This window comes from Mycolicibacter heraklionensis, assembly GCF_019645815.1.
Taxonomy (GTDB): domain Bacteria; phylum Actinomycetota; class Actinomycetes; order Mycobacteriales; family Mycobacteriaceae; genus Mycobacterium; species Mycobacterium heraklionense.
Genome location: NZ_CP080997.1, coordinates 3,012,629 through 3,039,084 on the forward strand (window position 1 = coordinate 3,012,629; position 26,456 = coordinate 3,039,084).

At 67.6% G+C, this 26,456-nt stretch carries 30 protein-coding genes; 11 read left to right on the plus strand and 19 right to left on the minus strand.

Features of this window, described 5'->3' with window-relative positions; translation table 11 throughout:
- The first annotated feature begins 35 nt into the window (after positions 1–35).
- Together mbp1 and K3U94_RS14165 are read left to right on the plus strand one after the other, a co-directional pair.
- A complete protein-coding gene (mbp1, locus tag K3U94_RS14160) occupies positions 36–272 on the plus strand; it encodes a microaggregate-binding protein 1 (RefSeq protein ID WP_047318503.1) in 237 nt (78 codons plus the stop codon).
- 30 nt (positions 273–302) lie between these two features.
- On the plus strand, positions 303–1,025 hold the full coding sequence (locus K3U94_RS14165) for a DoxX family protein (RefSeq protein WP_220694113.1): 723 nt from the start codon (positions 303–305) through the stop codon (positions 1,023–1,025).
- Here the strand turns inward: K3U94_RS14165 and K3U94_RS14170 are convergent.
- From K3U94_RS14170 to K3U94_RS14180, 3 genes are read right to left on the minus strand one after another with little or no spacing between them, the layout of a single operon-like run.
- Positions 1,018–2,232: a winged helix-turn-helix domain-containing protein gene (locus K3U94_RS14170; protein ID WP_220694114.1), complete on the minus strand. Its 1,215-nt coding sequence runs from the start codon at positions 2,230–2,232 to the stop codon at positions 1,018–1,020. The genes K3U94_RS14165 and K3U94_RS14170 overlap by 8 nt on opposite strands.
- Positions 2,220–2,714, minus strand: coding sequence for a dihydrofolate reductase (locus K3U94_RS14175; RefSeq protein WP_047318506.1), 495 nt, complete (start codon positions 2,712–2,714; stop codon positions 2,220–2,222). Before K3U94_RS14175 ends, K3U94_RS14170 begins: the two co-directional genes overlap by 13 nt.
- Positions 2,711–3,511 carry a thymidylate synthase gene (locus K3U94_RS14180; RefSeq protein ID WP_220694115.1) on the minus strand — a complete coding sequence of 267 codons (801 nt, stop codon included), beginning with the start codon at positions 3,509–3,511 and terminating at the stop codon, positions 2,711–2,713. Before K3U94_RS14180 ends, K3U94_RS14175 begins: the two co-directional genes overlap by 4 nt.
- A 42-nt stretch (positions 3,512–3,553) precedes the next feature.
- Here K3U94_RS14180 and K3U94_RS14185 point away from each other — a divergent pair, with 42 nt between their 5' ends.
- The 3 genes from K3U94_RS14185 (at position 3,554) to K3U94_RS14195 (ending at position 6,525) form a co-directional block, all read left to right on the plus strand.
- Positions 3,554–4,294 carry a dienelactone hydrolase family protein gene (locus tag K3U94_RS14185; protein WP_220694116.1) on the plus strand — a complete coding sequence of 247 codons (741 nt, stop codon included), beginning with the start codon at positions 3,554–3,556 and terminating at the stop codon, positions 4,292–4,294.
- 66 nt (positions 4,295–4,360) lie between these two features.
- The gene (locus K3U94_RS14190) at positions 4,361–4,990 is read left to right on the plus strand and encodes a TetR/AcrR family transcriptional regulator (RefSeq protein WP_220694117.1); all 630 of its coding nucleotides are present in this window, start codon (positions 4,361–4,363) and stop codon (positions 4,988–4,990) included.
- Positions 4,987–6,525 (plus strand): FAD-dependent monooxygenase, encoded by a 1,539-nt coding sequence (locus tag K3U94_RS14195; RefSeq protein ID WP_267878325.1) that lies wholly within the window; start codon positions 4,987–4,989, stop codon positions 6,523–6,525. The genes K3U94_RS14190 and K3U94_RS14195 overlap by 4 nt, the downstream gene beginning before the upstream one ends.
- Before the next feature lie 22 nt (positions 6,526–6,547).
- Here the strand turns inward: K3U94_RS14195 and K3U94_RS14200 are convergent, their stop codons facing one another.
- From K3U94_RS14200 to K3U94_RS14245, 10 genes are read right to left on the minus strand one after another with little or no spacing between them, the layout of a single operon-like run.
- Positions 6,548–7,957 (minus strand): MFS transporter, encoded by a 1,410-nt coding sequence (locus tag K3U94_RS14200; RefSeq protein ID WP_230987121.1) that lies wholly within the window; start codon positions 7,955–7,957, stop codon positions 6,548–6,550.
- 1 nt (position 7,958) lies between these two features.
- Complete coding sequence (locus K3U94_RS14205) at positions 7,959–8,987, minus strand: phosphotransferase family protein (RefSeq protein ID WP_220694119.1); 1,029 nt, start codon at positions 8,985–8,987, stop codon at positions 7,959–7,961.
- Positions 8,980–9,756, minus strand: a complete 777-nt coding sequence (locus tag K3U94_RS14210; protein ID WP_220694120.1) for an SDR family oxidoreductase — start codon at positions 9,754–9,756, stop codon at positions 8,980–8,982. Before K3U94_RS14210 ends, K3U94_RS14205 begins: the two co-directional genes overlap by 8 nt.
- A complete protein-coding gene (locus K3U94_RS14215; protein ID WP_220694121.1) occupies positions 9,753–10,973 on the minus strand; it encodes an acyl-CoA dehydrogenase family protein in 1,221 nt (406 codons plus the stop codon). Before K3U94_RS14215 ends, K3U94_RS14210 begins: the two co-directional genes overlap by 4 nt.
- A 13-nt stretch (positions 10,974–10,986) precedes the next feature.
- Positions 10,987–11,808 (minus strand): SDR family oxidoreductase, encoded by an 822-nt coding sequence (locus tag K3U94_RS14220; RefSeq protein ID WP_220694122.1) that lies wholly within the window; start codon positions 11,806–11,808, stop codon positions 10,987–10,989.
- 56 nt (positions 11,809–11,864) lie between these two features.
- A complete protein-coding gene (locus K3U94_RS14225) occupies positions 11,865–12,521 on the minus strand; it encodes a TetR/AcrR family transcriptional regulator (RefSeq protein ID WP_220694123.1) in 657 nt (218 codons plus the stop codon).
- A gap of 9 nt (positions 12,522–12,530) precedes the next feature.
- Positions 12,531–13,778 (minus strand): DNA recombination protein RmuC, encoded by a 1,248-nt coding sequence (locus tag K3U94_RS14230; RefSeq protein WP_220694124.1) that lies wholly within the window; start codon positions 13,776–13,778, stop codon positions 12,531–12,533.
- Positions 13,779–13,814: 36 nt separating this feature from the next.
- Positions 13,815–15,347 carry a class I adenylate-forming enzyme family protein gene (locus K3U94_RS14235; protein WP_220694125.1) on the minus strand — a complete coding sequence of 511 codons (1,533 nt, stop codon included), beginning with the start codon at positions 15,345–15,347 and terminating at the stop codon, positions 13,815–13,817.
- 10 nt (positions 15,348–15,357) lie between these two features.
- A complete protein-coding gene (locus K3U94_RS14240; protein ID WP_220694126.1) occupies positions 15,358–15,807 on the minus strand; it encodes a hypothetical protein in 450 nt (149 codons plus the stop codon).
- A 45-nt stretch (positions 15,808–15,852) separates the two neighbouring features.
- Positions 15,853–16,281 carry a VOC family protein gene (locus K3U94_RS14245; protein WP_220694127.1) on the minus strand — a complete coding sequence of 143 codons (429 nt, stop codon included), beginning with the start codon at positions 16,279–16,281 and terminating at the stop codon, positions 15,853–15,855.
- Positions 16,282–16,336: 55 nt separating this feature from the next.
- Between K3U94_RS14245 and K3U94_RS14250 the strand changes: the two genes are divergently transcribed.
- Together K3U94_RS14250 and K3U94_RS14255 are read left to right on the plus strand one after the other, a co-directional pair.
- Positions 16,337–17,512, plus strand: coding sequence for an HNH endonuclease signature motif containing protein (locus tag K3U94_RS14250; protein ID WP_220694128.1), 1,176 nt, complete (start codon positions 16,337–16,339; stop codon positions 17,510–17,512).
- A gap of 9 nt (positions 17,513–17,521) precedes the next feature.
- A complete protein-coding gene (locus K3U94_RS14255; RefSeq protein WP_220694129.1) occupies positions 17,522–18,961 on the plus strand; it encodes a recombinase family protein in 1,440 nt (479 codons plus the stop codon).
- Here the strand turns inward: K3U94_RS14255 and K3U94_RS14260 are convergent.
- From K3U94_RS14260 to K3U94_RS14275, 4 genes are all read right to left on the minus strand, one after another.
- Entirely contained in the window at positions 18,883–19,167 is a 285-nt protein-coding gene (locus K3U94_RS14260) for a hypothetical protein (protein ID WP_220696934.1), read from the minus strand. The genes K3U94_RS14255 and K3U94_RS14260 overlap by 79 nt on opposite strands.
- Positions 19,160–20,740 (minus strand): replication initiator, encoded by a 1,581-nt coding sequence (locus K3U94_RS14265; protein ID WP_230987618.1) that lies wholly within the window; start codon positions 20,738–20,740, stop codon positions 19,160–19,162. The genes K3U94_RS14260 and K3U94_RS14265 overlap by 8 nt, the downstream gene beginning before the upstream one ends.
- Before the next feature lie 86 nt (positions 20,741–20,826).
- Entirely contained in the window at positions 20,827–22,242 is a 1,416-nt protein-coding gene (locus K3U94_RS14270; RefSeq protein WP_220694131.1) for an FtsK/SpoIIIE domain-containing protein, read from the minus strand.
- Between the two features lie 98 nt (positions 22,243–22,340).
- Positions 22,341–22,679: an SCO3933 family regulatory protein gene (locus K3U94_RS14275; RefSeq protein ID WP_220694132.1), complete on the minus strand. Its 339-nt coding sequence runs from the start codon at positions 22,677–22,679 to the stop codon at positions 22,341–22,343.
- 259 nt (positions 22,680–22,938) lie between these two features.
- Between K3U94_RS14275 and K3U94_RS14280 the strand changes: the two genes are divergently transcribed.
- Complete coding sequence (locus K3U94_RS14280; protein ID WP_230987123.1) at positions 22,939–23,295, plus strand: putative quinol monooxygenase; 357 nt, start codon at positions 22,939–22,941, stop codon at positions 23,293–23,295.
- Complete coding sequence (locus tag K3U94_RS14285; protein WP_220694133.1) at positions 23,282–24,499, plus strand: helix-turn-helix domain-containing protein; 1,218 nt, start codon at positions 23,282–23,284, stop codon at positions 24,497–24,499. The genes K3U94_RS14280 and K3U94_RS14285 overlap by 14 nt, the downstream gene beginning before the upstream one ends.
- A gap of 399 nt (positions 24,500–24,898) precedes the next feature.
- On the opposite strand, the gene K3U94_RS24465 is transcribed toward K3U94_RS14285, so the two are convergent.
- Together K3U94_RS24465 and K3U94_RS14290 are read right to left on the minus strand one after the other, a co-directional pair.
- Positions 24,899–25,051, minus strand: coding sequence for a DUF8730 family Cys-rich protein (locus tag K3U94_RS24465; RefSeq protein ID WP_491562382.1), 153 nt, complete (start codon positions 25,049–25,051; stop codon positions 24,899–24,901).
- Between the two features lie 163 nt (positions 25,052–25,214).
- Positions 25,215–25,586 (minus strand): carboxymuconolactone decarboxylase family protein, encoded by a 372-nt coding sequence (locus tag K3U94_RS14290; protein ID WP_149773148.1) that lies wholly within the window; start codon positions 25,584–25,586, stop codon positions 25,215–25,217.
- Between the two features lie 117 nt (positions 25,587–25,703).
- Between K3U94_RS14290 and K3U94_RS14295 the strand changes: the two genes are divergently transcribed.
- Both K3U94_RS14295 and K3U94_RS14300 read left to right on the plus strand, forming a co-directional pair.
- Positions 25,704–25,973: a metal-sensitive transcriptional regulator gene (locus tag K3U94_RS14295; protein WP_220694134.1), complete on the plus strand. Its 270-nt coding sequence runs from the start codon at positions 25,704–25,706 to the stop codon at positions 25,971–25,973.
- 42 nt (positions 25,974–26,015) lie between these two features.
- Complete coding sequence (locus tag K3U94_RS14300) at positions 26,016–26,429, plus strand: DUF302 domain-containing protein (protein ID WP_220694135.1); 414 nt, start codon at positions 26,016–26,018, stop codon at positions 26,427–26,429.
- Positions 26,430–26,456 lie beyond the last annotated feature (27 nt).

A 26,456-nucleotide genomic window follows, 5' to 3' on the forward strand; every position in this document is an offset into this window, starting at 1 on the left:
CCACCCCGGCCCGCCGAAGGAGGGAGACACACCCCATGAGCGACCAGGACAGTGGGCCCGAGGCCGGCATCAAAGGCGTTGTCGAAGATGTCAAGGGCAAAGCCAAAGAAGCTCTAGGCACAGTGACCGGTGACGACTCACTGAAGCGGGAAGGCCAAGCGCAGCAGGACAAGGCCGAAGCTCAACGCGAGGTTGCGGCCAAGGAAGCGGAGGCCGAAAAGGCCCGCGCCAAGGCCGCTGCGGACGAGGCACGCGAGCGTGCCGAACAGTAATCCCACCGGCGACAAGGGGCTCCCGTGTTGATGCGAAAGATCGCCCGTCCACTGCTCGCGGCAGCGTTTATCGGTCAAGGCGTGGACGCGTTGCGCCGGCCGCAGCAAGCCGGGCAGACGGCCCGTCCGGCGTTCGACGGACTCAAACAGCTGCCCGACGAGATAGCGGCGAAGGTGCCCACCGACGTCGAAGCATTCGCCAAAGCCAACGCGCTGGTGCAGATCGGCGGTGGCGCTTTGCTGGCCAGCGGCAGGCTGCCGCGGGTTGCGGCCGCGGTGCTGGCATGCACGGTCGTCCCGGGCAGCGCAGGGGGGCACATGTTCTGGGCGGAGTCCGACGCGCACCGCAGGACCGAGCAGCGCCAAGCGTTCCTGACCGACGTCAGCCTGATCGGCGGACTGATGATCGCCGCCGCCGACACCGAAGGAAAACCTTCGCTGGGCTGGCGGGCCCGTCGGGCCGCGCGGCGCACCTATCGGCGGGCCGCCACCGCCTTGCCCACCACGTCCGGTGATACCGCGCTGGAGGCAGTCGGCGACAAGGTGAGCGCAGGCTTGCTGACCGGCCTGGAACACAGTCGCGAACTCGCCGAGCGGGTGAGTGCGAAGGCCGGACCGTTGCTCGAGTCGGCCGGCGAACGGGGAGCACAGCTCGCCGAAGTCGCCGCCGACCGCGGAACCGAGCTGGCGCAGGCGGCCCGAGAAGGCGCGACCACACTGGCTGGCAGCGCCCGGCGGCGCCTGTTCAGTTGACGAGCACCCGCCGGCGCAGCTCGGCTGCCAGGTCCCCGCGCTCCCCCACGCTCACCTGGCTCAGCCCGAGCCAGGACGCCATCGACGTCAGCTCGCCGATCAGCGCCTCGGCCACCCGGCCGCGCGACCGGCCCTCTTCGGCGAACGCCCCGACCACGTGCAGGGCATCGTGTTGCCGGTCGGCCTTGAGGTCCACCCGGCCCACCAGCTCCCCGTCCAGCAGGAACGGCCACACGTAATAGCCGTACTGGCGTTTGGGCGCCGGGGTATAGATCTCGATGCGATAAAAGAAATTGAACAGCCGCTGCACCCGCGGCCGGAAGAAGATCAGCGGATCGAACGGGCAGAGCAGCGCGGTGCCGCGGTCGGTTCGCGGAATCGACTGCCCGGAAAGCAGATAAGCGGCAGCGTTCCAGCCATCCACCTGTACGGGTTCCAGTTCGCCGGCGGCCACCAGCTTCGCGATCGCCGGTTTCACCTGGGCGGCCGACAGCCGGAAGTAGTCGCGCAGGTCGGCCTCGGTCCCCACCCCCAGCGCGCCGGCGGCGCGGCGGACCAGCTCTTGTACCGCTTCGTCGTCGTCGACCTCTCGCGCCAGCACCTGGGCCGGCAGCACGTTCTCCACCAGGTCGTAGTGCCGGGCGAACCCGACCCGGGTGGCGGTGGTGAGCACTCCGGCGGCGAACAGCGCCTCGGCCACCCACTTGGTGTCACTGCGGTTCCACCAGGGCCCACTGCCCGCCCGACCCGAGCCGGCGGCCAGGTGCTCCTCGATCTCGCCGGCGGTGGCCGGGCCCAACTCGGAGATCGCTGCGACGATGCCGTCGGCCAGCTCAGGGTTGGGTCGTACGTTGCCCCACCGGCCGTGGGTGTACTGCCGCATCCGCCACCGCAACAGCGGCCAGTCCTCGACGGCCATCAGCGCCGCCTCGTGTGCCCAGTACTCGACCAACAACCGCGGCGAGCGAGCGCTGTGGCTCCACGCGGCACGGTCCAGCACGGTCCGGTCATAGGGGCCGAGCCGGCTGAACACCGGCGCGTAGTGGGCACGTACCGCCACCGACACCGAGTCGAGTTGCAGTACCTGAATGCGGGAGACCAGCCGCTTCAGGTGCGCCCTGGCGACAGTCGCAGCGGGCTTGGTCTGCGTGAAACCCTGTGCCGCAACGGCGATTCGGCGCGCCTGCGCTACGGTCAGGACCGGCACGAAGTCCGGTGATAGGTCAGATAGCGGTAGCGCAGACCGGTTCGGCTGGTCAACCACTCCCCGGTGCTGGCCTGCCAGGACTGGTCGAGCACGGGCGCCACGGTGTCGCCGTCCTGCACCGGCAGGTCGATATCGACCTCGGTCACTTCGCAGCGGCTGGCCAGCGGCAACGCCAGCGCGTAGATCTCCGCGCCGCCCACCACCCAGATGTCGTCGCCGTCGAGGGCTTGCTCCAGGGTCGGCACGACGGTGGCGCCGTCGGCGACATAGTCCGGCTGTCGCGTGAGCACGACATTGCGCCGGTCCGGCAACGGCCGGACCTTGGCGGGCAGCGATTCCCAGGTCAGCCGCCCCATCACCACGGTGTGGCCCACGGTGAGCTGCTTGTAGCGGGCCTGATCCTCAGGCACCCGCCAGGGGATGCCACCGGCACGGCCGATCACCCCGGACTTCGACTGAGCCCAGATCAGACTGATCGTCATACCGCCACGGGCGCCTTGATCGCCGGGTGCGGATCATAGTCGCAGATCTCGATGTCGTCGTAGGTGTAATCGAAGATCGAATCACGTTTCCCCAGAACCAGTTTGGGGTATGCCCGGGGCTGCCGGGACAGCTGCTCGCGCACCTGATCGACGTGATTGTCATAGATGTGACAGTCCCCGCCGGTCCAGACGAACTCACCGACGCCCAGCCCGGCCTGCGCGGCCATCATGTGGGTGAGCAGCGCGTAGCTGGCGATGTTGAACGGCACGCCGAGGAACAGGTCGGCGCTGCGCTGATAGAGCTGGCAGGACAGCTTCCCGTCGGCGACGTAGAACTGGAACAGGGCGTGGCAGGGCGCCAGCGCCATCTTGTCCAGTTCGCTGACGTTCCACGCCGAGACGATGATGCGGCGCGAATCCGGGTCGGTGCGCAGCAACTCCACCGCGCGCGCGATCTGATCGATGTGTTCTCCGGATGGGGTCGGCCAAGACCGCCACTGCACGCCGTAGACCGGCCCGAGATCACCGGTCGCGCTAGCCCATTCGTCCCAAATGGTGACCCCGTGCTCGTTAAGCCAGGCGATGTTGGAGTCACCGCGCAGAAACCACAGCAGCTCGTAGATCACCGACTTCAGGTGCACCTTCTTGGTGGTGATCAGCGGGAATCCGGCGGCCAGGTCGTAGCGCAACTGGTGGCCGAACAGGCTGCGGGTGCCGGTGCCGGTACGGTCCGCCTTCGGGGTTCCGCTCTCAAGCACCAACCGCAGCAGATCCTCGTACGGGGTCGCGATCGGCACGCCGCCAGCTTAGCGGCGATCGGTCGGAGTACAACGGAGGCCATGCCCACGATCACCGACACCATCACCACGCCCGACGGCGACTGCCCCGTTCACCTGTTCACGCCGGAGGGGCCCGGGCCCTGGCCCGGCGTCGTGATGTATCCCGACGCCGGCGGGGTCCGGGCGGCCTTCGACCAGATGGCCGCCGAACTGGCCGGCTACGGCTACGCCGTGCTGCTTCCCGATGTGTATTACCGGCAGCCCGGCTGGGCGCCGTTCGACATGGCCACGGTGTTCGCCGACGCCAAGGAGCGCGGTCGGCTGTTCTCGATGATCGGGCAGGTGACCCCGGACCGGATGGCCACCGACGCCCAGGCGTTCTTCGACTATCTGTCCGGCCGGCCCGAAGTGCGCGGGGAGAAGTTCGGCGTGTGCGGCTACTGCATGGGCGGACGCACGTCGGTCGTGGTCGCCGGGCACGTGCCCGACCGGGTGGCAGCGGCGGCGTCGTTCCATGGCGGCGGCTTGGTCACCGACGCCGCGGACAGTCCCCACCTGCTGGCCGACCGGATGACGGCCACCGTCTATGTGGCCGGCGCCGAGAACGACGCGTCGTTCACGCAGGCGCATGCCGCGACCCTGGACGAGGCGCTCAGCGCCGCGGGCGTCACGCACACCGTGGAGTTCTATCCGGCCGCGCACGGTTTCGCGGTGCCCGACAACGCGCCCTATGACGCCGACGCCGCGGCCCGGCACTGGGCGGCGATGCGGCAGGTGTTCGGCGCCACGCTGACCGGATAGATCCGGTCCATTATTTGCCTTAAAGGCATTTTTGCCTAGTGGGCAATATTTCTGTACGCTGGCGGCATGACCGGGTTGCGTGAACGCAAGAAAGCCGACACCCGTCGTGCCCTCTCCGACGCCACCCTCCAACTGGCCCTCGATCGCGGTCTGGAGAACGTGACCCGGGAAGACATCGCAGGTCTCGCCGGAGTGTCACTGCGGACGTTCAGCAATTACTTCTCCACCAAGTACGAAGCGCTGGCCTACCGGCAGACCGAGCGTCTGCGCCGCAGTGTCGCCCTGCTACGTGAGCGTCCCGATCACGAGCCGCTGTGGACATCGATCACCGAAGCCATCCTCGGGCCGATCCAAGACGACTTCGCCGCCGCAACCGGTGACGCGAACAGGCCACCGAACCGCGTCGAACTTGCCGCGCTCCGCACGATGCTGGCGAACAGCGACCTCCGTAACACCTTTCCCCGCACCCTGTTCGACGACTTCGCCACGGCGATCGCCGAGCGCACCGGCACCGATTCGGAGCGTGACACCTTTCCGCGCCTCGCCGCAGCGGTGGTCCACGCGGTCGTCGAGGCCACCATGGACAGCTACGTGATGCTGGACCCGCCGGTCGCCTACCCGCGGTTGCTGCGCGCCGCGTTCGCCGACGTCGCCGCGGGGCTTCCCGCACCCGCCGACAGGAAGGCCGAAGCGTGACCGCTGCAGCAGAGCACCCCGTGGTCGTCGCCGGCGCCGGGCCCAACGGGCTGATGTTGGGGTGCGAGCTCGCCCTGGCCGGAGTCCACCCCGTGGTGCTCGACCAGCTGCCCGGCCCCAGCTCGGAACCCAAGGCTAATGGCCTTGTCGGGCAAGTGGTTCGGATGCTCGACCTGCGAGGGCTCTACAACAGGTTCAGCGGCGTAGCCGGTCCCCCACAGCCCGTCCCCGCGTGGATGTTCTCCGGGATGGCCCTGGATCTGTCGATGAGCTTCACCGGCGCCCGGCCCAACCCGATGCATCTACTCCCGGTGGCCCAGCCGCAGTTGGTGCGCCGCCTCCTGGAGCGGGCCGGCGAGCTCGGCGTCGACGTTCGCTGGGACCACCGGCTCACCGGCCTGGCCACCCGGGACGACGCAGTGGTGGCTAAGGTCAGCTCCCCCGACGGCGACTACGTCCTGCGCGCCGGCTATCTGGTGGGCGCCGACGGCGGCCACAGCATCGTGCGCAAGACGGCCGGAATCGCCTTTCCTGGGACCACGGCGCCGACGGTTTCCCGGTTGGCCCATGTGCACATCCCGGAGCGCCTGCGCGCCGCCGATCGCAGCCTTCGGATACCGGGATTCGGTCGGATCGCCCATGGCCACAACCGGTTTGACAACGGAATGGTGATCTTCGGCGAGCTCGAACCCGATCGGTCACTGTTGGGCACACTGGAGTTCGGCCGGTCGGGGGACACCGGCCCGATGACGCTTGCCGAGCTCCGGCAAAGCCTGCAGCGCATCCTGGGCGTCGACGTCGCGTTCGCCGAGCCGCCCGGGCCCGGCCCGCACGCGTTGCGCCGGATCGACGGGCAGAACAGCCGCCAGGCCGAGCGCTACCGCGCTGGACGGGTGCTGCTCCTGGGCGACGCCGCTCATGTCCACAGCGCAATGGGTGGCCCGGGTCTGAATCTGGGATTGCAGGACACTGCCAACCTCGGCTGGAAGCTGGCCGCTCAGATCAACGGTTGGGCGCCCGACGGGTTGCTGGACACCTACGAGTCCGAGCGTCAGCCGCTGGGACAGCGGGTGATGATGCACTCGATGGCCCAGACCGCACTGATATCTCCCGGACCGCATGTCGCCGCGCTGCGGGAGCTTTTCGGTGAACTGACCGCGATCCCGGCGGTGTCGGCACATCTTGCTGAACTGCTCGCCGGCAGCGATGTCCGTTACGACGTCGGCGACGACCACCGATTGTCCGGTTGGCATGTCCCCGGCCTCACCTTCGACGACGGCAGCCGGGTCGCCGAACTTTTGCACCGTGGTCGTGCGGTGCTGCTCGACCTGTCCGACGGCACCGCAGCAGCTGCCGCACGGCCGTGGGCCGATCGGGTCGACGCCACCACGGCTGCGATGTCCGAGCCCCCGGCTGCGGCCATGCTCATCCGTCCCGATGGCTACGTCGCCTGGGCGACCGATGACTTCGACTCCAGCCGGCGGCCTTCCCTGGAGGCCGCGCTGAGCCGTTGGTTCGGCGCGCCACGCCCCTGACCTCGCCAGGCATCCGCGAAGATCAGCCGGGGTGCAGGGCGTCACCGACGTGGTCGGCGACTCCGACGTCATGCAGCTCGGTATCCCGAGTCTCATGCATCGCCAGCAGCGCGACGAACGATAGGGCGGCCGCCGTCGACAGATAGCCGCCCACCCAGGCCACGCCGTGGCTGGCGGCCAGCCAGGTGGTGATGAACGGCGCCACCGCCGCCCCCAGAATGCTCGCCGCGTTGTAGGCGACGCCGGAACCGGTGTAGCGAACATTGGTCGGGAACAGTTCGGGCAGCACCGCACTCATCGGACCGAACGCCAACCCCATCAATGTCATCCCGATGATCAGGAAGGCCAGCATCGCGCCGGTGGACGCGGTCGGCTTCAAGAATGCGCCGAAAGTGGTCCCGTACACCATGATTCCGGCGGTGAAGATCAGCAGCAACGGGCGCCGGCCGAAGTGGTCGGCCAGCCTGCCGACGATGGGCAGCACGCAGACGAAGAACAGCACGGCGATCAGCTGGAGTCCGAGGAAGTCGGCGTAGCCGTAGCCCAGTCCGAAGCCCTCGGGTGGGCGTTTGGCGGTGCCGTAGCTCAGACTCCAGGTGGTCACGGTGTAGAAGAGCGTGTAGGGCACCACCATCACCAACGTGCCGATGATCAGCCGGCGCCAGCTCCTCCGCAGCAACTGGGCGATCGGAGCGTTCACCGGCGCGCCGGTGGCGATCGCCTGCGCGAAGACCGGGGTTTCGGTGAGCCGCAGACGGACATACAGTCCGACGGCCACCATGACGGCGCTCAGCAGAAACGGAATGCGCCAGCCCCAGGTGAGAAAGGCACCGTCCGGGGCCGCGCCGCCGGCGACCGGTCCCAGCCACGCGAACAGGATCAGGAAGATCGCGGTGGCGATCAGATAGCCCAGGGGCGCACCCAGTTGCGGCCAGATGCCCGCCGTCGCCCGGCGGCCCGGTTTGGCGGTCTCGGTGGCCAGCAGCGCGGCACCGCTCCATTCACCGCCGAGCGCCAAGCCCTGGCAGAACCGCAGGGCAGCCAGCAGCACCGGGGCCAGCAGACCGATGTGGTGGTAGGTGGGCAGCACACCGATCAGGAATGTGGCGACACCCATGAGCAACAACGAGGCGACCAGGGTGGATTTGCGGCCCAGCCGATCACCGAAGTGCCCGAACAGGATCGAGCCCAGCGGTCGGGCCACGAACGCCAAGCCGAACGTCGCCAACGAGGCCAACAGCGCCGCAGTGGGGTTGCCCTTCGGAAAGAACAGCTGCGGGAAGACGGTGACCGCGGCCGCCGCGTAGACGTAGAAGTCGTAGAACTCGATCGTGGTGCCGACCATCGCCGCCACCGCGATTCTCCGGCGCGGGACACCGTCGACGAGGTCGGCCCCGCCGGCGGCGGCGCCGGCGCGATACGACGTGCTCACCTCAGATACCCGCCTCGTCGGCGACCTCACACGCCTTGTCCGCCAGGGCATCGATCCACGCGGTGATCGGGGTGCCCGCGGCGGCCTTGTTCGCCGGGTTGTCCAGCACCCGCCGCACGATGCCCTCGGCGATGATCGCGACCTTCCACAGCCCCAGCGCATGCCAGTACTGCAGCGACGCCGCGTCACGTCCGGTCTCTTCCAGATAGACCCGGGCCAACTCGGCCCGGTCCGGGAAGCCCTCCAGGGTGCTGATGATGAATTCCCCGGCGATGTGCTCTTCGCCGACCTGCGGCCAGTACGCGAGCAGGCTGCCCATGTCGGCCAGCGGGTCGCCGAGAGTGGACAACTCCCAGTCGAGCACCGCGATCACCTCGCCGCTCTCCGGTGAGGTGATCACGTTGCGCAGGTGAAAGTCCCCGTGCACCAGAGTCAGTTCCTGCTGAGGCGGAACAGCGGCGGTCAGACGCCGGGTCAGGTCATCGAGTGCGGGCAGCTCTCGCGTCTTGGACTTCTCCCACTGCCCGGCCCAGCGTCTGAGCTGACGCTGGGCGTAGGGCTTGTGGCTGGCCAGATCATCGAGGCCCACCGCGGTGATGTCGACGGCGTGAATCTTGGCCAGCGTCTTGGGCATCGACAGCCCGATCTGCCGACGCCGCTCGGGAGAAAGCGACTGCGCCACCGACATCCGGTCGGCCACCACGCCGTCTATGAACTCCATCAGCAGCAACGGCGTGTCTTCTGCGTCCCGCGTCAGCCCGTACACCTTCGGGGTGGGGACGTCGGTGTCGTCCAGCGCCGCGAGGATCCGGGCTTCGCGGGCCACGTCGTGGGCCGAGGCCAGCAATGTTCCCAGCGGGGGCCGGCGCAGCACCCAGCTGTGGCCGGCGCCGTCGGACACCCGGTAGGTCAGATTCGACTGTCCGATCCCGATCCGCTCGAAGCTCAGCGGCCCGCGCACCGGCAGGCCTAGCTCGGTGATCCACGCGGTCGCAGCCGCCGGGTCGATCCCCAGTGGCTCCTCAGCCACCGAGACCTGCCCGGAATCCGGTTGCGTCGCCGAGGATCTGGCCACCGTCCATGACCAGGGTCTGTCCGGTGATCCAGCTCGCCGCGTCCGATGCCAGGAACAACACCGCGTCGGCCACGTCACCCGGCTCACCGATCCGGCCCAGCGGTATGGCACCCGAGAGCCCCTGCTCGTGTTCCTTCCAGAGCACCTCGGCCAGCTTGGTGCGCACCACGCCCGGACAGATCGCGTTGACCCGGATGCCGGGCGAAAGCTCCAGCGCAAGCTGTTTGGTGACATGGATGAGCGCCGCCTTGGTGGCGTTGTACATGCCCATCAGCGGCGCGAAACTCATCCCGCCGATGGAGGCCGTGTTCACCACGACGCCACTGTGCTCGCCCATCCACGCCTTGACCGCGCAGGACGTCCACAACAGTGGCCCCCACAGGTTGATGTCGAAGATCTTGGCGAACCGGGCGTGGTCCTGGTCGATCAGCGGTCCGAATGCCGGGTTCGTGCCGGCGTTGTTGACCAGGACATCGATGCTGCCGAACCGTTCCAGGGTCAGGTCGATGCAGCGCTGGGCGGCGTCGTCGTCGGCGACATGGGCGGCCACACCCAGCGCGTTGCCTTGGACCTGGGCCGCCGCCGCGTCGGCACTCTCCTGGTCGCGTGAGGTCAGGACCACGTTGGCGCCCGCCTCGGCGAGCCGCTGCCCGATCGCCAGCCCGATCCCCCGCGAGCCGCCGGTGATGACCGCGGTGCGCCCCGCGAAATCCTGTGTCGTCATCGGGCGTCCTCGCGGTACTTGTGCAGCTCCTGGCGGGCAATGGCACGCTTGTGCACCTCATCGGGGCCGTCGGCCAGCCGCAGGGTGCGCAGGTGGGCCCAGAACCCGGCCAGCGGGAAGTCTTCGGTGACCCCGCCGCCGCCGTGCACCTGGATGGCCCGGTCGACGATCTTGAGCGCGATGTTGGGCGCCGCGACCTTGATCGCCGCGATCTCGACCTGTGCCGCCTTGTTGCCGACGGTGTCCATCAGGTAGGCGGTCTTGAGCGTCAGCAGCCGGATCATCTCGATGTCGATGCGCGCCTCGGCGATCCAGTCGCGGATGTTGGCGTTGTCGGAGATCGGCCGGCCGAACGCGACCCGTGACCGTGCCCGCCTGCACAGCAGCTCCAGGGCCCGCTCGGCCATGCCGATGGCCCGCATGCAGTGGTGGATGCGGCCGGGGCCGAGCCGGGCCTGGGCAATCGCGAACCCCTCACCCTCACCCTTCAGCACGTCTTTGGCGGGCACCCGAACGTCTTTGAAGTCGATCTCGGCGTGGCCTTCGCGGTCCTGGTAGCCGAAGACCGGCAGCCCGCGCATGACGGTAACGCCCGGGGCGTCGATGGGGACCACCATCATGGACTGCTGCTGGTAGACATTGGTGTCGGGATCGGTCTTGCCCATCACGATCATCACCTTGCAGTTCTGATGCAAGGCGTTGGAGGCGAACCATTTCCGGCCGTTAAGCACGTAGCCGTCGCCGTCGCGCACCATCGACAGCTGCACATTGGTGGCGTCCGAGCTGGCCACCTGCGGCTCGGTCATCGCAAATGCCGACCGGATGGTGCCCTCCAGCAACGGCTTGAGGTAGCGCTCCTTGTGCTCGTCGCTGCCGAACAGCGTTAACACCTCCATGTTGCCGGTGTCCGGCGCGCTACAGTTACAGGCTTCGGGAGCCAGATGCGGGCTGCGGCCCATGATCTCGGCCAGCGGCGCGTATTCCAGATTGGTCAGGCCCGGACCCCATTCCGGGTGGGGGTGAAACAGATTCCACAGACCGCGCTGGCGCGCCTGCGCCTTCAGCTCCTCCAGGATCGGCGGCTGAAAGTGCGGATTGCCGGATTCGGCCATCTGCGTCTCGTAGACCGACTCGGCCGGATAGACGCACTCGTCCATGAACTCCAGCAGATCCGTCTGGTATTTCGTTGCGCGCTCAGACATTTCAAACAGGGACATACAGGCTCCTCACCTAGGACACTTCGGAGTCGAGCAGGCCGCGCTGGTAGCGGCGCATGCCGCGCAGCCAACGGTCGTAATCGCCTGCCTTGTGCCGGAACATCTCCAGCACCACCGGGTGCGGCAGGATCAGAAAACGCTCGTCGTCGATGGCGGCGAGCACCTCCGCGGCGACGTCGGCGGGCTCCAGCACCTCACCGGCGGTGGTGACCGCACGGGTGGCCAGATCGCCCAGCCGGTCGCCGGATTGTTCACCGGCGTAGAGCAACTTGGTGTTGACACCCATCGGGCACAGGCAGCTGACCCGCACGCCCTGGTCGCCGTAGGTGATGTTGAGCCATTCGGCGAATCCGACCGCCGCGTGCTTGGTCACCGAGTAGGTGGCGGCGCCGAGTTGGGTGAGCAGTCCGGCGGCGGATGCAGTCGAGACGAAGTATCCCTCCCCGCGGCTTACCCAGTCGGGAATCAGCAGCTGCGCGGCGCGGATGTGCGAGCGCAGGTTGACGTCGATGGCCTGGTCCCAGTCGGCTTCGCCGGGCAGGCCGGGGGCACCGGTGATCCCGGCGTTGGCGAAGTAGAAGTCGACCGGGCCGTACCGCTCCTGCGCCAACGCGATCAGCTCGCGAATGGTCTCGGTGTCGGAAACGTCGCCGCCGCGAGCGACCACAGCGCCGGGATGCTCGGCGTTGATCGCCTCGGCTACCGCCGCCGCGGCGTCCGCGTCGAGGTCGGCGACCACCACTTTCGCCCCGGCCTGGACCAGCGCCGCGGCCAGCGCTCCACCGATGCCGCCACCGCCACCGGTGACGATCGCGACCCGCTCGGCAACCTTCATAAGCAACGACCCCGTTCTTCAGTGCGCAGCGGCAGTGACACTAGTTGAATCCGATCTCATGTTCGACTTTTGGTGGTTTGGAATTGCAGGGCATTGGCCCACAGCCGGGTGACGGTCGCGACCAAGGCCTCAAAGTCGGTGCCCGAACTGTGCGCGGCCTCCTCACCCACGAAGGTGCCGTATGCCAGTCGGCTGACCATCCCCGACAGTGCCCGCGACGCCAGCAGCGGATCGACATCGGCGGCGGCGATTCCGCGTTCCTGCAGATCGGCGATGCCGGCGGCATTGCGTTGGACGAACGCGTCGGCTCGCCGCGCGCGGAAGGCACGGAATTTCGGATCGATCTGGGCCACCTGCTCGAGCAGCCCCATCAACTGTGCATTGCGCCGATACGCCTCCAAATAGGCGCGATTGCTCGCTTCCAGCACCGCATAGGGGTCGTCGGAGTCACTGACGCGGCCCATGCCCGGATGCATCATGTCCTGCTGGGCCTGCTCGAGGACCGCGGCGAAAATCTCTTCTTTGTTCGCGAAGTAGGTGTAGAACGACCCGGTCGCACAACCGGCAGCCTTGGTGATGTCGGTCAGCTTGGCGTCGAGGTAGCCGTCGCGCTCGAAGACCTTGCGCGCCGCGGCGACCAGCCCCGCCCGGGTGCGTGCCCCGCGTACCGTGGCCGGCAACTGGCGGGCCGGGGCGGCCGGGACGGCATCCATCCGGGCAGACTAACTGAATTCGATGTCAACTTCACTGACTTCTTCCGAGTCGTTGCCGAGTTCACCGAGCAAGGCTTCGACCTCTCGTTCGGGCAGCGACTCCACCCCGCGCAGCTTGCGTTCGATGGCGCGGGTGCGGACTCCGGCGGTGTCGATGGTGTTACGAGCGGTGTCGAGTTGCTTGCGGGTCTTCTCCAGCACCGCCGCGAACTTGCCGAATTCGGTCTTGACCGCTCCGAGCACCTGCCAGACCTCGCTGCTGCGCTGTTCGATCGCCAGGGTGCGAAAGCCCATCCGCAGGCTGTTGAGCAGCGCGGCCAAGGTGGTCGGTCCGGCCAGCGTGACGTTGTACTTGGCCTGAATCTGCTCGAACAGCCCAGGCTGACGCAGCACCTCGGCGTACAGACTCTCGGTGGCCAGGAACAGGATCGCGAAGTCCGTGGTGTGCGGCGGCTCGAGGTACTTGTCACAGATATCGCCGGCCTCGGCTTCGATCCGCCGGATCAGCGCCTGACGCGCGGCGGCCTCCCCGGCGATGTCGGCGTGCTCCTGTGCGTCGAGTAGGCGCTCGAAGTCCTCACGCGGAAACTTGGCGTCGATCGGCAACAACACCTCGCGAGCGCCGGTGGCGCCGGGCAATCGGATCGCGAACTCCACCCGGGCGTTCGAACCCGGCACGGTGATGACGTTGGTGGCGTACTGCTCGGGCGTCAGCGTCTCGGCCAGCAGCGCGGCCAATTGCGTCTCGCCGAAGATGCCGCGGGTTTTGACATTGGTCAGCACCCGCTTCAGATCACCCACCCCGGTGGCCAGCGTCTGCATTTCGCCCAGGCCCCGTTGCACGGCTTCCAGGCGCTCCGAGATCTGCGTAAACGACTGCGCCAAGCGGGTTTCCAGCGTGGCCTGCAACTTTTCGTCCACCGTGGCGCGCATCTTCTCCAGTTGCGCGGTGTTCTCGGTCTGCAGGCTCCGCAGCTGGCGATCCAGCGTGGCGCCCAGCTTGTCTTGTGTTCCCTGCAGAGTCGATCCGAAGCGGTGCAGGGTCAGCTGCCATTGGTGGAATGCCTGCGCGAGTTCGGCACGCCCGGCATGCTGCTCTTCGCGCAGGGTTCGCTCCACGCGTTCACTGTCACCGCGCAGCGCGGCGAGCTGTTCCGGCGAGATCGCCCCGCCGGCGGGGCGCACGAGCACCACCACCTGCAGGATCACCGCCAGTAGCGCCAGTGAGGTGAGGAGGATCAGCAGTGCTGTGTCCATGCCGGCAAGGTAACGCGCCCCACCGACATTTCCCGGTTACCGCAGCGGCGAGCCCCATCGCACCTGCTCGCGCAGCTGCGCCTTGAGCAGTTTGCCGCTGGCGGTGCGTGGCAGCGCCTCGGTCACCACGCTGATGTACTGCGGCACCTTGAAGTCCGCCAGTTGGCCGCGGCAGTACTCCAGTACCGCGCCCACGTCGATCTCGTGCTGGTCGCCGAGCAGCACCGCGCCGACCTTCTCCCCCATCACCTCGTCGGGCACCGCGAGCACACACGCGTCGGCCACGCCGGGCGCCGACAACAGTGCGGCTTCCACCTCGACGCTGGAGACGTTCTCGCCGCCGCGGTTGATGATGTCTTTGAGCCGGTCGATGATGTGCACCCGGCCGGCCTCGTCGACGCGCACCACATCGCCGGTGTGCAGCCAGCCGTCGATGATCGTGGCGGCGGTCGCCTCCGGCCGGTTCCAGTAGCCCCGCATCACATTCGCCCCGCGCACCACCAGTTCACCGGTGCTCGGGTCATCACCGAGCGGGACGATGCCGATGTCTCCCGAGGGCACGGCGTAGCCGACCGAGTCCGCGTGCGCCACCGCGTCGGAGTCCGGCAGCACCGTCATCAGCGAGGCGGTCTCGGTCATGCCGTAGCCGTTGAACACCGTTGCCGCGCCGAATGCCTCGCGCAGCGACCGCACCAGCGCCGGTGCCGTCGGCGCCCCGCCGTAGCCGACCCACCGCACCCCGCTCACGTCGACCGCGGCGAATTCGGGATGCCGAAGCAGCAGTGAGTAGATCGCCGGTACCGTCACCATCGATGAGATCCGTTGTGCGGGAAGCGTTGCGATCAACTCGGGAAGATTCAGCGATCCCATGATGACCGCCGTACCGCCGGTGTAGGCCGCGACCAGCAGTTGAGAGTTGCAGCCGGTCACATGGAACAGCGGGACCGAGATCAGCGTGCGGTATTCCTCGCCCAGCGCCCGGGGCCGGCCCAAGGTGCGCATCATGTTCTCGGCGTTGGTCACAAACGCCTCGTGGGTGGTGGGCACTCCCTTGGGGCTGCCGGTGGTGCCGGAGGTGTAGAACAGCGCAGCGGTGTCGCCCGCTTCGAGCCCGTCCACCACATACGGTTGGCCGTCGGGCAGTGCGGTGCCGGGCGCCAGGTCCACGCTGACTCCGGCATCGGTGAGCACAAACTCGACTTCCGGTGCGGCCGAGCGGGTATTGACGGCCACCGGTATTCCGCCGGCCATCAGCGTGCCCCAAAACGCCAGCACCCAGTCCAGCCCCGCCGGGTAGCGCAACGCGACCCGGTCACCGCGCGTCAGGCCGTCGGCACGCAGCCCGCCGGCCACCCGCGCGGCCCGCTGCCACAACTGCCGGTAGGTCAGCCGGTCACCCCCGAGTTCGACCACGGCTTCACTGTCGGGCCGCTGCTCGGCCTGCTCGGCCAGCACATGGAGCAGCGTCGCCGGCAGCTGTTGGTAGTGCGCGACACCGTTGTGGTCGCGAATCAGCCCGGCCGCCGGAAAAGGGTTGTGGCTCCGCGTTATTTCGACGACGTGTGTCATGAGCAGCCCGTCATCGCCGACGCCGCCAGCCGTGCGTCACCACCCGGAACGTCCCGCGCAGTGCGTAGGCCGCGGACACGATGCACGCGAGGATCAGCACGACGAACATCGGCAGCCAATTGCCGCGGTCATGGTTGACGTGCCACCAGACATAGGTGAACAGCAGCGAGGACACGAAGAAGACCACGTCGCGCCAGTTGCCCTGATAGGACAGCGCCGCCTCCCGCAGCGCCCTGGCGCGATCGGAGGCGGCTACCAAGTCGTCGATGCGCTCATCGATGGTGCGCTGCAAATCCGCTCGCCGCTGCGTCTGCTCCGCGGGAAGCCGGTCAAGCAGATCGAGGTCCTGTTTGATCAGCGCGCGTACGTCCGGGCCTTTGAGCTGCCCGGCCGCCGCCGTCAGCAGAGCTCCGCCGAAGATCGGTGCCGCGCCCAGCGCCGTACTCAGCAGTGAGGGCATCGTCGTGGGGGTTCCTTTCCCGTTGCTCCCGGCCACCCTACGACGTCAGCCGAGACTTACCGTGCCATCGGGCGCGATCCGCCAGCCGGGGTTGTGGGCGATCTCCCAGATGAGTCCGTTGGGGTCTTGGACGTGGGCGTGGAATACCTCGCCGAACTGGCCGGGTTGCGGCGGTTTGATGACGACACCGCCCGCGGCGGCCATGGCGTCGGCCAGCGCGATGACGGCGTCGGGACTGCCGACGTTGTGCGCCACGGTGATCCCCGAGACCCGGAAATGATCGCCGGGCAGCGCCAAGTCTTCGTTGAACTTGTCGGCGTCGAAAAAGCCCAGCACCTGGCCCGGCGCCGCCTGGTAGAAGACGATCTCGCCCTCGACGTCCAACAGGGGCTGCCAGCCCAGCGCAGCGTAGAAATTCCTGGTCGCGGCCAGATCGGTGGCCGCGATGGTGACGAAGTGCACCTGTTGCTCCATGCGGCCGAGCCTAAGACTCAGCGCCGTGTCGGACCCCCTCGCTAGAATCGCACGTATGTTCGAATCGAAGGCGCTGGAGCCGGAGTCGTTGGCCGAGGCCGACGACAAGGCCCTGGTGGCGGCCATCTCGCGTTGGGCCCGACTGGAGGCCGCCGCAGCTGCGCGCCGGCTGGCCGTCATCGGCGAATTGGTGGCACGGCGCACCCGCGGGGTCGATGCGGTGAACCGGTCACGCTGGTCATGCGACTACTGGGATGCCGCAGCCGCCGAGGTCGCCGCCGCCGAGCAGATCAGCCACGGTATGGCGTCCTCGCAGATGTATCTCGCCTCGGCATTGCGGGACCGCCTGCCGAAGGTCGCCGCATTGTTTCTCGACGGGGCGATCAGCACCCGCCTCGTCGCCACGATGGTCTGGCGCACGACCTTGATCACCGACCCCTACGTGCTGCATGTCATCGACACCGAACTCGCCGAGATCGCCACCGGCCTAGGACCGCTGTCCGCGGCCAAAACTGCTGCCGCCATCGATGCCCTCATCGACCGGCACGACCCCGAAGCCATTCGGCGTTACCAGCGAGGCGCCCGCGGCCGCGAAGTGGTTGTCGATACCCGCAACAGCGAAAACGGCACCACTGCGCTGTGGGGCCGGTTGCTCTCCACTGATGGCGCCGCACTCGACCGGCGCCTGACACAACTGGCCCATACCGTCTGCGACGACGATCCTCGCACTCTCGCCCAACGCCGCGCCGACGCCCTCGGTGCCCTGGCCACCGGTGCCGACAACCTGGCCTGCGCCTGCGGCAACAGCGACTGCCCGGCAGCCGGCGTCGACGCCCGCGCGACCAACGTCACCGTCTACGTCCTCGCCGACCAAGCCGCACTGGACACCGTGGCCGACTCGCGTTTCGGCGACGGCGAAGGACCCCTGGCTCCGACATCTCAGACACGCCCAGCAGCCTCCGGGCACATCATCGGCGGGGGCACCGTTCCCCCGCAGCTACTGGCGCACCTGGTCAACCGGGGCGCCGGCGTCAAACCCCTCCGAGACCCTTCTGATCTGCCTGCCGAGCCCCAGTACCGTCCCTCACGAGCGATGGCTGCCTTCATTCGCGCCCGCGACCTCACCTGCCGATTCCCGGGCTGCGACCGGCCTGCGACCCACTGCGACATCGACCACGCCGTGGCCCACCCGCGGGGGGCCACCCACCCGGCCAAGGTCAGATTTCGTTAAACTACCCCCATGTCTACGAGGAAAACCACTGGTCAGCGGGTTGGGGTGGGGTCGGCGGCGATTTATGCCCGGATTTCAGCGGATGCCGAGGGTACGGGGTTGGGGGTGGCGCGGCAGTTGGATGATTGCCGCAAGCTGGCCGCGGATCGGGGGTGGTCGGTCGGCGATGAGTACGTGGATAACGATGTGTCAGCGTTTTCGGGTAAGCCCCGTCAGCAGTACGCCCGGATGCTGGCTGATCTGAAAGCCGGTTTGCGGGATGCGGTGATCGTCTACAACCTGGACCGGCTGCATCGGCGTCCGGTGGAGTTGGAGGAGTTCGTCGCCCTGTGTGAATCGGTCGGGGTGTCGCAGGTGGCGACGGTGACCGCCGACATCGACCTGGGCAATGACGATGGGTTGTTCATGGCCCGTATCTTCGCTGCGTTCGCCGCCAAGGAATCAGGCCGCAAGTCGGCGCGCATCCGGCGGAAGATGTTGGCCAATGCCGAGGCGGGGTTGCCGCACGGGTCGGTGCGCCCGTTCGGCTATGAGGACGACAAGATCACGCTGCGCGAGTCCGAGGCCGCTGTGGTGCGCCAGATGGTGGACCGCTACCTGGCCGGTCAGTCGTTGCGGTCGTTGACGGTGTGGCTCAACGAGACCGGTGTCACCCCGGCGGTCGCGAAGTCCTGGCATACCGGGGCGGTGCGGCAGGTGTTGTGTTCGGGGCGTATTGCGGGGTTGCGGGAGCATCGCGGGGAGGTGATCGGTGCGGCGGTGTGGCCGGCGATCATCACGCCAGCGGAGCGGGATCGGGTGTTGGCACGGATGGCGGCACGGTCGGTGACCAAGACCAGATCAGCACGCACGTATGTGTTGTCGGGGATGCTGCGGTGCGGGCGTTGCGGCAACCGCCTGTATTCGCAAGCGCGGCATCGTAATCCGGATAATCGCACTCGGCGTTATGTGTGTTTGCGCGGCCCGGATCATGGTGGGTGTGGCCGGTTGACGGTGGTCGCCGCCCCGGTCGAGGAACTGTTGACCGAGGCGGTGCTGGCCCGGTTGGATTCGGCACAGTTGGCCGATGCGCTGGCGGGCAAAGCCAGCACCGATGCCGATGTGGCTGCCCTGGCTGCGCAGGTGGAAGCCGATCAGGGGCGCCTGGATGAGTTGGCCGGATTGTATGCCCAGGGGGCGATCACCGCCCGAGAGTGGATTGCTGCGCGTGATCCGATCACCGAGCGCATTACTGCGGCTCGCCGGGACATCGCAGCGGCGACCGATACCACCGCCGTCTTCGAGCTGGCCGGTACCGGTGGTGTCCTGCGCGAGCAGTGGGCTGATCTGGATGTGGGTCGCCAGCAGGTGATCGTCAAAGCGGTGCTCGATCACGCGGTGATCGCCCCGGGCACCCCCGGTGCACGCAGCTTGGACATCGACCGGGTACGGCCCGTCTGGCGGGTATGACCGGCTGCCCGCGGCGGGGATGCCGGCCCGAGCAGGACAGCGATGCGTGCGATGACGGCCGGATCGGTCACGGTGACCGGCACCTGCTGCTCCTGACAGGAGGCCATCAGCCAAGCGACGAACTCGGCTCGCTCATGCAACGGCACCACCCGGTTGCTCTTGTTGCCGGTGTCGCTGGCCGTGGTGCCGGTTGTGACCTCAGCCATCACCGGCTCCAGGCGGTGCCAACCACAAGCGGCCGGTTCGGGCACGGGTGCGGGTTTCTGTCAGGGCGGTGATGCGGGCGGTGATGTGGCGCAGGGCTGCGGAGATGACCAGGACGCAATCCCCGGCGCTGGTGTGTCCGGCCTGGTCGAACTCCCATGCCACTGCATCGGGGTCGATCACGTCGGCGGTGTCCCGCCCGGTGCCGGTTGCCCTATCGACGGGTTGCGGTGCATTCCGTTCCGTTATCGCTTGCCTCACCTGCTGGCGGGTCCAGGTGGCGCGGGTGGTCCGCAAGGCGCCCAGGGTGGTCGAGTAGTGCCGGGATTTCGTGGTGATGTGCCCGCGATAGCCCAGGGTGTGCAGCCAGCGCCCGATCCCCGCCACCGCCGCGCCGGGGTGCTCAGCCAGTTCGGCGATGGTGGACAGAATCGCGCGCACATGCTCGCTGACCTCCAGGTCGCGGATTGCTTCTGCTGACAGGCGTCGGGCGGTAATGCCGAAGTCGTGCAATGACTTGGTGACGTATTTCGCCAGGTAGCCCGCCACCCGACGCGGCGACAGCCGAGATATCGCAGCACCGACGGGATCGCCTGTGACTGTGTGTGTTTCGGGTGTCAGGGGTTGGCTGTCGATCTGGGTGCCGAACCGCACCACCCGCGCACCATCTGACCCACAATCACCGTTCCTGTTCCTGTTCCTGTTCCTGTACCTGTTTCTGTTCCCGTTCCTGTTGTTACTGCCGTCGGCGGGCGCATCGATGTGGACGTGGCGAGCCGCGTGCTGGATGAGTGCGGCCAGTTCGCCGGCGGTGATCGGTGACGACCAGCGGCCATCATGGTCGGCTATGCAACGGGGCTCCCCACCACCGCACGCGGCGGCGGGGCCGTCATTGTCGTGGTCACCCGATGCAGTGGCGGGATCGTCGGGCGGGTCCAGGCGGATCAGGGCGTGAATGTGCGGGATGGCACGCGCTTGCAGCTCGACGACCTTGACGAAACTCACCCGCACCGATTTAGAGGACACGCCAATGGCTTTCAACTGCGTTGCGACGGCACGGCGGAGTGCGATCGTGAAGCGCCGCCACAACTCCGGCAGATGCCAGGCGAACAACACATGCCCGAGGTAGTCATAGCAGTCACCGCAGAGCGGTTGCCCCACAACCGGATCATCGGCAGCATGAATAGCGTTACAGTGCATGGTGTTTCCATGCCGACACTTGGCGCCCGACCCGCCGGGTCGGAGGTGGCAGACGGTGCCGGTGGCGTTGTGCACTGCCCCGTAGCCCGGCGCGGTGAGCGTGGTGAACACTTGTGGGCGGGCGGCGACCTCGATCGGCACATTGTGGTGGCCGCCGGCGGCCCCGGCGTGCACCAGCTGCCAGGTGTCGCGGGCGTAGAGGTCCGAACACGACGGGCAGACGGTGGCGCGGCGGTTGTTGCAGCGTGTCCACACCTGATGACGGCCCCCGCTGATGTCGGCGCCGACCAGCTGGATCGGATGGGCGCAGTAGCCGACCGATTCCACCCGCCGCCACCACGCCTCGAACCGGGGCGAGGATGCGCGGCGAACCATTTCGGTGATCACGGGTGCGGGGTCGATGGTGGTGGGCAGGCCCGGCAGGGCGATCACCGGGCCACCCACCACACCGGCGGCAACGTTCACTGCGGTCCCCGGCCCTGCGAATGCTCACCGCCGTTGCGCGGTGCCCGAAACGTGCTCGCCAGCGTGGTGATGTCGCGGTCGGTGACCTGGAATGCCCGCACCCGCACCGGTTCGGCGGTGCCGTCGATCATCACGTACCCGACTCCGGGGGTGGTATCGGCGATCAGGTCGCATTCGGCGCCGACATCACGTGCTCCTTGGCCGAGCACCATCGCGGTCTGGGTGGCCTCGGTCATGCGCAACCCGATCCGCACGGTGAACAGCTGCCGCACCGGCAGGGTGTCTTTGGCGGGGTCTTGCACCGCGGCCACCACGCAGATGCCGACCGCTCGCCCCTGGGAGAGCAGCAGGCCGAGCAGGTGTTCGATCTCGGTGCGCAGTTTGCGATCACTGACGTAGGCCGTCAGCGCGGCGATCTCGTCAACGATCAACACCATCAGCGGTTCCGTGATGGTGGGGGTGTGTAGGCGGGTGTGACCGCGTAACCGGTTGGCGCGGGTGCCCATCAGCTCCACCAGCTCACCCAGCAGTGCCGCGGTGGGTTGGCCGGTGTGGTGGCAGAACCGGGTGAACAGCGGTGCGCCGGCACCGAGTTCCATGCCGCCTTTGGGGTCGATCACCCACAACCGCACCCGCCCGGTCCTCACCTGGGGTGCCAGCCCGGCGATCAGCGACCACAGCACCGAACCTTTGCCCGCGCCGGTGGCACCGGCGACCAGCAGGTGCTGGCCCAACACGGGCAGCGTCCACCAATGCCGTGATTCGGTGATCCCTACTCGCACCGCACCCAGATCGACCGCCGACCCCGGTTTCGGCATCGGCAGGGCGATCGGCTGGCTGAGCACATCACCGCGACCGATGACGATCCGCACCTGCCCCGGTGCGCCGGCACGGATCGTCAACCGATCGGCGCGCCAGGCCGCCGCCAGCGCCGGGCCGCGTTTCTGCCAGTCGGTGATCGACTGGCCAGTCACCACCTTCACCGTCAGCACGTCGGCGTGACGCCCAATGCGCACCGATTGCACGGCCGGAACCAGGGTGCGTGGCCCCAGTGTGGCGGTCAACCCGTGCAGGGCACAGACCGATTCCCAGGTGCGGTGATAACGCCACCAGGCCAGCCACCGCTGCCGCACCGGGGAGGTCACCCATGCGGTGAACGAGTCCGGTTCCAGCACTGACCAGCCAAGGTATGCCCCGATCGCGATGGCGGCGGTCAGCACGCCGGCGCGGGTGCCGTGACTGACACCGACCCAGATCGCGACCGTGGTGGGGATGCTGACGATGGGGAACAGGATCGCCCACCACAGCAGTTGCCCGGCGGCTTTGACCACCGCCCAGATCAGCTCGCCGATCCAATCTTCGTCGGATGATTGATTGTTGTTGTGACTCTTACGGTTTGGGGTGTTCGACATGACGGTCTGCTTTCGCTGCGACGGATAGATGGTCGGGGGGCTGGCCCGGCAGCAACACGCACGCACTGGTCGTGGGTGGCTGCCGGGCCAGCACTCGGTTACCGGGCGGGCTGGCTCGCCTTGACGGCTGCACCGGGCTCGGTGGCGGTGATGGTTTCGGCCCGGTACGCGATGCCGGAGCGCCCATCTTGGGACCACGGCAGAGCCACCAGACCGGCCACCGCCACCGGCTGACCGACAGTGACTTTCGGTTCCCCGACTACGGTGACCGCCAGCACTTCGCCGCCGGTGGCGTCCAGGGCGATCAGCTGCACCTGCCACAACACCTGCCCGGTGGCCTTGTCGGTCCGTGGGGCACCGGTGTCGAAATTGGTGCGCTGCTCGGGAATCCGGGTGCACAAAAACGTCACACCGGTCGTGTCGATTCGCAGTTTCATGATGGTCGTGTCCTCTTTTCGGTGAGCGACCCAACGGTGTTGTTGGACTCACCACCGAGTGCAACCCGACACCCGCCACGGGCGGCAACGGAGGACGAAAACACACAGTGCGGCTGTGCAGAACTGTGCGCCCACCAACCCCGCGGCGGGCCGCCACCGCCCTATCGGTTCCTGCGCTGATCGTCGTCACCCCCGGCGAGGACGCCGGGTAAGGTGTGCGGCAACCGCGCAAACGAGGCGACAACGGTGTTCCAGGCCCGTGTCGCTCTTGGGGGGACAGATGTTCGCACTGCTGGTGAGGTTCAGCGTTCGCGCAGGACACGAGGATGCCTTCGACGCACTCGTCGCGCAAACGCTGGCCGCGATCACCACCGAGGAACCCGACACGATCATCTACGCGAGCCACATCCAAGACGGCCAGCCCAGGGTGCGGGTGTTCTACGAGTGCTACCGCAGCCCCGAGGCGTTCCAGGCCCACGAAGCCGCGCCGCACACCCGTCGTTTCCTGTACGAGCGGATCCAACACCTGGCCGGCCCGCCCGAGGTGTGGACATTGACCCCGATTGCCGGCGCCGTCACCGGCACTCCGCTTCGAGGCGACGGTGCCCCGCGCTGACCCCACCGCCGGCGAGCTGGTCGCCCGCTATCGCAAAGAGCGCAACTGGTCACGCGAGCGGCTGGCCGGCCAGATACACAAATCGGTCAGCTGGGTCGCCCAGATCGAACGCAACGAACTGGCGCTGGTCGACATCACCGTGCTGGGTCAGCTCGCGGCGCTGCTGGGCGCCCCGCTCCAGGAGTTCATCGACGCCGCGCTGGGACCCGACACCGAAACCGTCCGCAACCGGCCCTATGTGGAGCAGCTGCGTCTGGCCATCGCCGGGCACCCCGCCCCCGACAACATCATCACGCCGAACATCGACGGCCCGCCCTGCGATGTGCAATCACTACGGGACCGCACCGAAACCATCTGGGTGCGCATCCACGCCAGCGCCTACCGCGACATGGGGCCAGCAATCGCCGCCCTCATCGGCGACCTGGAAAACGCCACCCGCACCGCTGCGAAAACCCAACGGCCCGAACTTCTTCCGCTGCTCGCCCAGACCTACCAAGCCGCTGCGGCGATGCTGGTCAAAGTCGGCGACCGCGGCGCTGGATGGGTGGCCGCCGACCGTGCCATCACCGCCGCCGAACAAGCCCACGACCCCGCCCTGATCCTGGCCGGGCAACTACGCATGGCCCGCACCCTGCTCGACTCCAGCGAACAAGCCTTGGCCCGCCACGTGTTGACCCAAGCAACACGACACCATGACACCATCATCGCCGGCGGCGACCCCGCCCTGATCTCACTGGTGGGCTCCAGCGCCCTGCTGCTGGCGATCCTGCACGCCCGCGACGCCAACACCAACGCGGGCGAACAATGCCTGACCGTGGCACGGCGACTTGCCGGCGTCCTGGGCGGCGACCACAACCACCACGACACCGAATTCGGCCCCACCAACGTCGCCATGCACGCCGTGGGTGTCGCCGTCGAACTCGGCAACGGCCAGCAAGCCCTCGACCGCGCCGCCGCCGTCCGCCACCCCGAGCATCTATCTCCGGAACGCCAAGCCCGCTACCTGATCGACATCGCCCGCGCTCACCTGCTCACCCGCTCCGGGCGCGGCGCACTGCTGGCCCTGGTCAAAGCCGAGCAGATCGCCCCCGAAGAACTCGCCGAATCCCCCCGCGTCGCCGAACTCATCGACGACATCGAAGCCCTGCACCGACGCCCCCGCCTGATCGGCCTTCGCGAACTGCGCCAACGCCTCTACGGGTAACCGCCACCCAGCCTGGCCAGGTTCCGACCACACCAGCCACGCGCCCACCAACGGGTGCACACGATCGCCGCACTCTGCGCCGCCACGGTGTCGCGCCAGCGCACTGCGCAGCCGAGTTGATCGGAACTACCCCAGCGGGCGGCTACCTCCGGGCTTCGCTACGCTCCCTTGCGCTGCCGTCCGCTGGCGCTCCCGTCCGCGCCGGTCGCTGCACTACACCCTGCGTCCGCCGCCCGCCAACCAGTGTCGCCAGCCAGCAGCGAACTGTGCCGCACTACCAGCGGCAACAGCCCCGTCGGCCGTGCCCCCGTCGGCGAACACCCTGGCGGCGGGGCCGCACCTACGCAGGTCGCCGACCACACCGAACGGCGTCTCTGACCTCGCATGTGAGAACTTTCTTTACTGGTATCGAGGCGTCTCATCCTGCAGCGCCTCGCTCCTGCAGGTGCACCGTTGACTCGCCGGCACCGACCGCATGACGCTGTCGGCATGCAAGCCGCACCCCGCCCAGGTGACCTTGCAGCAAAATGGGCAACTGACGGGGTAGCACATCAAGACTCCAATCACGGTGAACGTTGTGGGCGTCAGACCAACGTCAGACCCGATTCGGCATTGGGGGATCTTTGCGTCCGCCCGTGCGGGGCTGTCAGCGTCGGCCTATAGACACCCCGGGGGCGTTTCGCCCTCAGTCAGCAGAGCAGGACCGCGCTGCGCCTTAGGCGGACCCCATTGAGGCGTCTGCATCGGCGAACTCGCAGAACGCTTGATATGCCCGCGCACCGTAGATCGTGGCGGGTCCACCGTGCATCAGGATGCTGACCCCGATTGCTTCGGCGGCTTCTTCCTTCGTCGCTCCAGCCCGTGCCGCGCCCTGAGTGTGCGAGGCGATGCAGCCATCGCAACCGGCGACGACCCCAATGGCCACAGCGATGAGTTCCTTGAATTTCTTGTCCAGCGCGCCGTCGGTCAGTGCGGCACTGCTCATCTCACCAAAGCCGCGGTAGACCCCGGGGATCATCTGACGCAAAGCGCGGTGCTGCGGGTTGAGTTCGTCAAGCACATCGTGATAGTGGCCTTTTTCGCTCATGAACAGAGTATACCAGTACCCGCATAGGTATAGTCGAGGTGTGCATTGGCACCTGGACGGCCATCTTCATACCCCGGCGGGTACTATCATTGGTCGAGTGGATTGAGGAGAGGGAAATTGGCTGGCGATCAGGATAGTGTGGCGGCGGTACTTAACAGGTTGCGCCGAGCGCAGGGCCAACTCGGTGGCGTCATCACCATGATCGAACAGGGCCGTGCATGCGAGGACGTGGTCACTCAACTGGCGGCGGTGTCGCGCGCCCTTGACCGTGCGGGGTTCAAGATCGTCGCAGCTGGGCTGCGCGACTGCATCGCCGGCAGCGGCCCAGACGGAGAACAGGCGCTGTCGGAGGCGAAGCTGGAGAAGCTTTTTTTGGCACTGGCCTGAGCATGGCCTAGCCGCAGCGGGATTCGCGGATCAGGAGGAGTGATGACAGCCGGATTGAACACGACGGTGCACGCACCGTTTGGCGACGTCGTCAAGCGCACCATTGAGGCGTTGGCGGATCACGGCTTCGGTGTGCTGACGACGATCGACGTCACGGCCACGTTGAAGCAGAAACTCGGGCATGACATGGAGGATTACCTAATCCTCGGAGCCTGTAACCCGGCACTGGCTCAACGCGCCCTGGACGTGGACCGTCACATCGGACAGTTGATGCCGTGCAACGTCGTGGTGCGATGCGATCCTGCCGACCCCGCCGGAGGTATTCTCGTCGAGGCGATGGACCCCACCGTGATGACCCAGACGACCGATCAGCAGGGCTTGCAGGAGATAGCCGACGAAGCGAGCGCCAAATTGCGTGCCGCCATCGACACGCTGATCCGGGCGAGTTCATCGTAGTCAGGTTCCCGACACTCGCAGGCCCGG

Excerpts from the sequence above, each read along its gene's own strand:
- K3U94_RS14265 (WP_230987618.1), bottom strand. The coding sequence starts at position 20,740 with ATGGTTCGCCGCGCATCCTCGCCCCGGTTCGAGGCGTGGTGGCGGCGG.
- K3U94_RS14185 (WP_220694116.1), top strand. The coding sequence starts at position 3,554 with ATGCCCACGATCACCGACACCATCACCACGCCCGACGGCGACTGCCCC.
- K3U94_RS14260 (WP_220696934.1), bottom strand. The coding sequence starts at position 19,167 with ATGGCTGAGGTCACAACCGGCACCACGGCCAGCGACACCGGCAACAAG.
- K3U94_RS14175 (WP_047318506.1), bottom strand. The coding sequence starts at position 2,714 with ATGACGATCAGTCTGATCTGGGCTCAGTCGAAGTCCGGGGTGATCGGC.
- K3U94_RS14225 (WP_220694123.1), bottom strand. The coding sequence starts at position 12,521 with ATGGATGCCGTCCCGGCCGCCCCGGCCCGCCAGTTGCCGGCCACGGTA.
- K3U94_RS14235 (WP_220694125.1), bottom strand. The coding sequence starts at position 15,347 with ATGACACACGTCGTCGAAATAACGCGGAGCCACAACCCTTTTCCGGCG.
- K3U94_RS14220 (WP_220694122.1), bottom strand. The coding sequence starts at position 11,808 with ATGAAGGTTGCCGAGCGGGTCGCGATCGTCACCGGTGGCGGTGGCGGC.
- K3U94_RS14190 (WP_220694117.1), top strand. The coding sequence starts at position 4,361 with ATGACCGGGTTGCGTGAACGCAAGAAAGCCGACACCCGTCGTGCCCTC.
- K3U94_RS14215 (WP_220694121.1), bottom strand. The coding sequence starts at position 10,973 with ATGTCCCTGTTTGAAATGTCTGAGCGCGCAACGAAATACCAGACGGAT.
- K3U94_RS14300 (WP_220694135.1), top strand. The coding sequence starts at position 26,016 with ATGACAGCCGGATTGAACACGACGGTGCACGCACCGTTTGGCGACGTC.
- K3U94_RS14270 (WP_220694131.1), bottom strand. The coding sequence starts at position 22,242 with ATGTCGAACACCCCAAACCGTAAGAGTCACAACAACAATCAATCATCC.
- K3U94_RS24465 (WP_491562382.1), bottom strand. The coding sequence starts at position 25,051 with ATGTGCTACCCCGTCAGTTGCCCATTTTGCTGCAAGGTCACCTGGGCG.
- mbp1 (WP_047318503.1), top strand. The coding sequence starts at position 36 with ATGAGCGACCAGGACAGTGGGCCCGAGGCCGGCATCAAAGGCGTTGTC.
- K3U94_RS14255 (WP_220694129.1), top strand. The coding sequence starts at position 17,522 with ATGTCTACGAGGAAAACCACTGGTCAGCGGGTTGGGGTGGGGTCGGCG.
- K3U94_RS14165 (WP_220694113.1), top strand. The coding sequence starts at position 303 with ATGCGAAAGATCGCCCGTCCACTGCTCGCGGCAGCGTTTATCGGTCAA.
- K3U94_RS14250 (WP_220694128.1), top strand. The coding sequence starts at position 16,337 with ATGTTCGAATCGAAGGCGCTGGAGCCGGAGTCGTTGGCCGAGGCCGAC.
- K3U94_RS14290 (WP_149773148.1), bottom strand. The coding sequence starts at position 25,586 with ATGAGCGAAAAAGGCCACTATCACGATGTGCTTGACGAACTCAACCCG.
- K3U94_RS14245 (WP_220694127.1), bottom strand. The coding sequence starts at position 16,281 with ATGGAGCAACAGGTGCACTTCGTCACCATCGCGGCCACCGATCTGGCC.
- K3U94_RS14230 (WP_220694124.1), bottom strand. The coding sequence starts at position 13,778 with ATGGACACAGCACTGCTGATCCTCCTCACCTCACTGGCGCTACTGGCG.
- K3U94_RS14275 (WP_220694132.1), bottom strand. The coding sequence starts at position 22,679 with ATGAAACTGCGAATCGACACGACCGGTGTGACGTTTTTGTGCACCCGG.
- K3U94_RS14240 (WP_220694126.1), bottom strand. The coding sequence starts at position 15,807 with ATGCCCTCACTGCTGAGTACGGCGCTGGGCGCGGCACCGATCTTCGGC.
- K3U94_RS14210 (WP_220694120.1), bottom strand. The coding sequence starts at position 9,756 with ATGACGACACAGGATTTCGCGGGGCGCACCGCGGTCATCACCGGCGGC.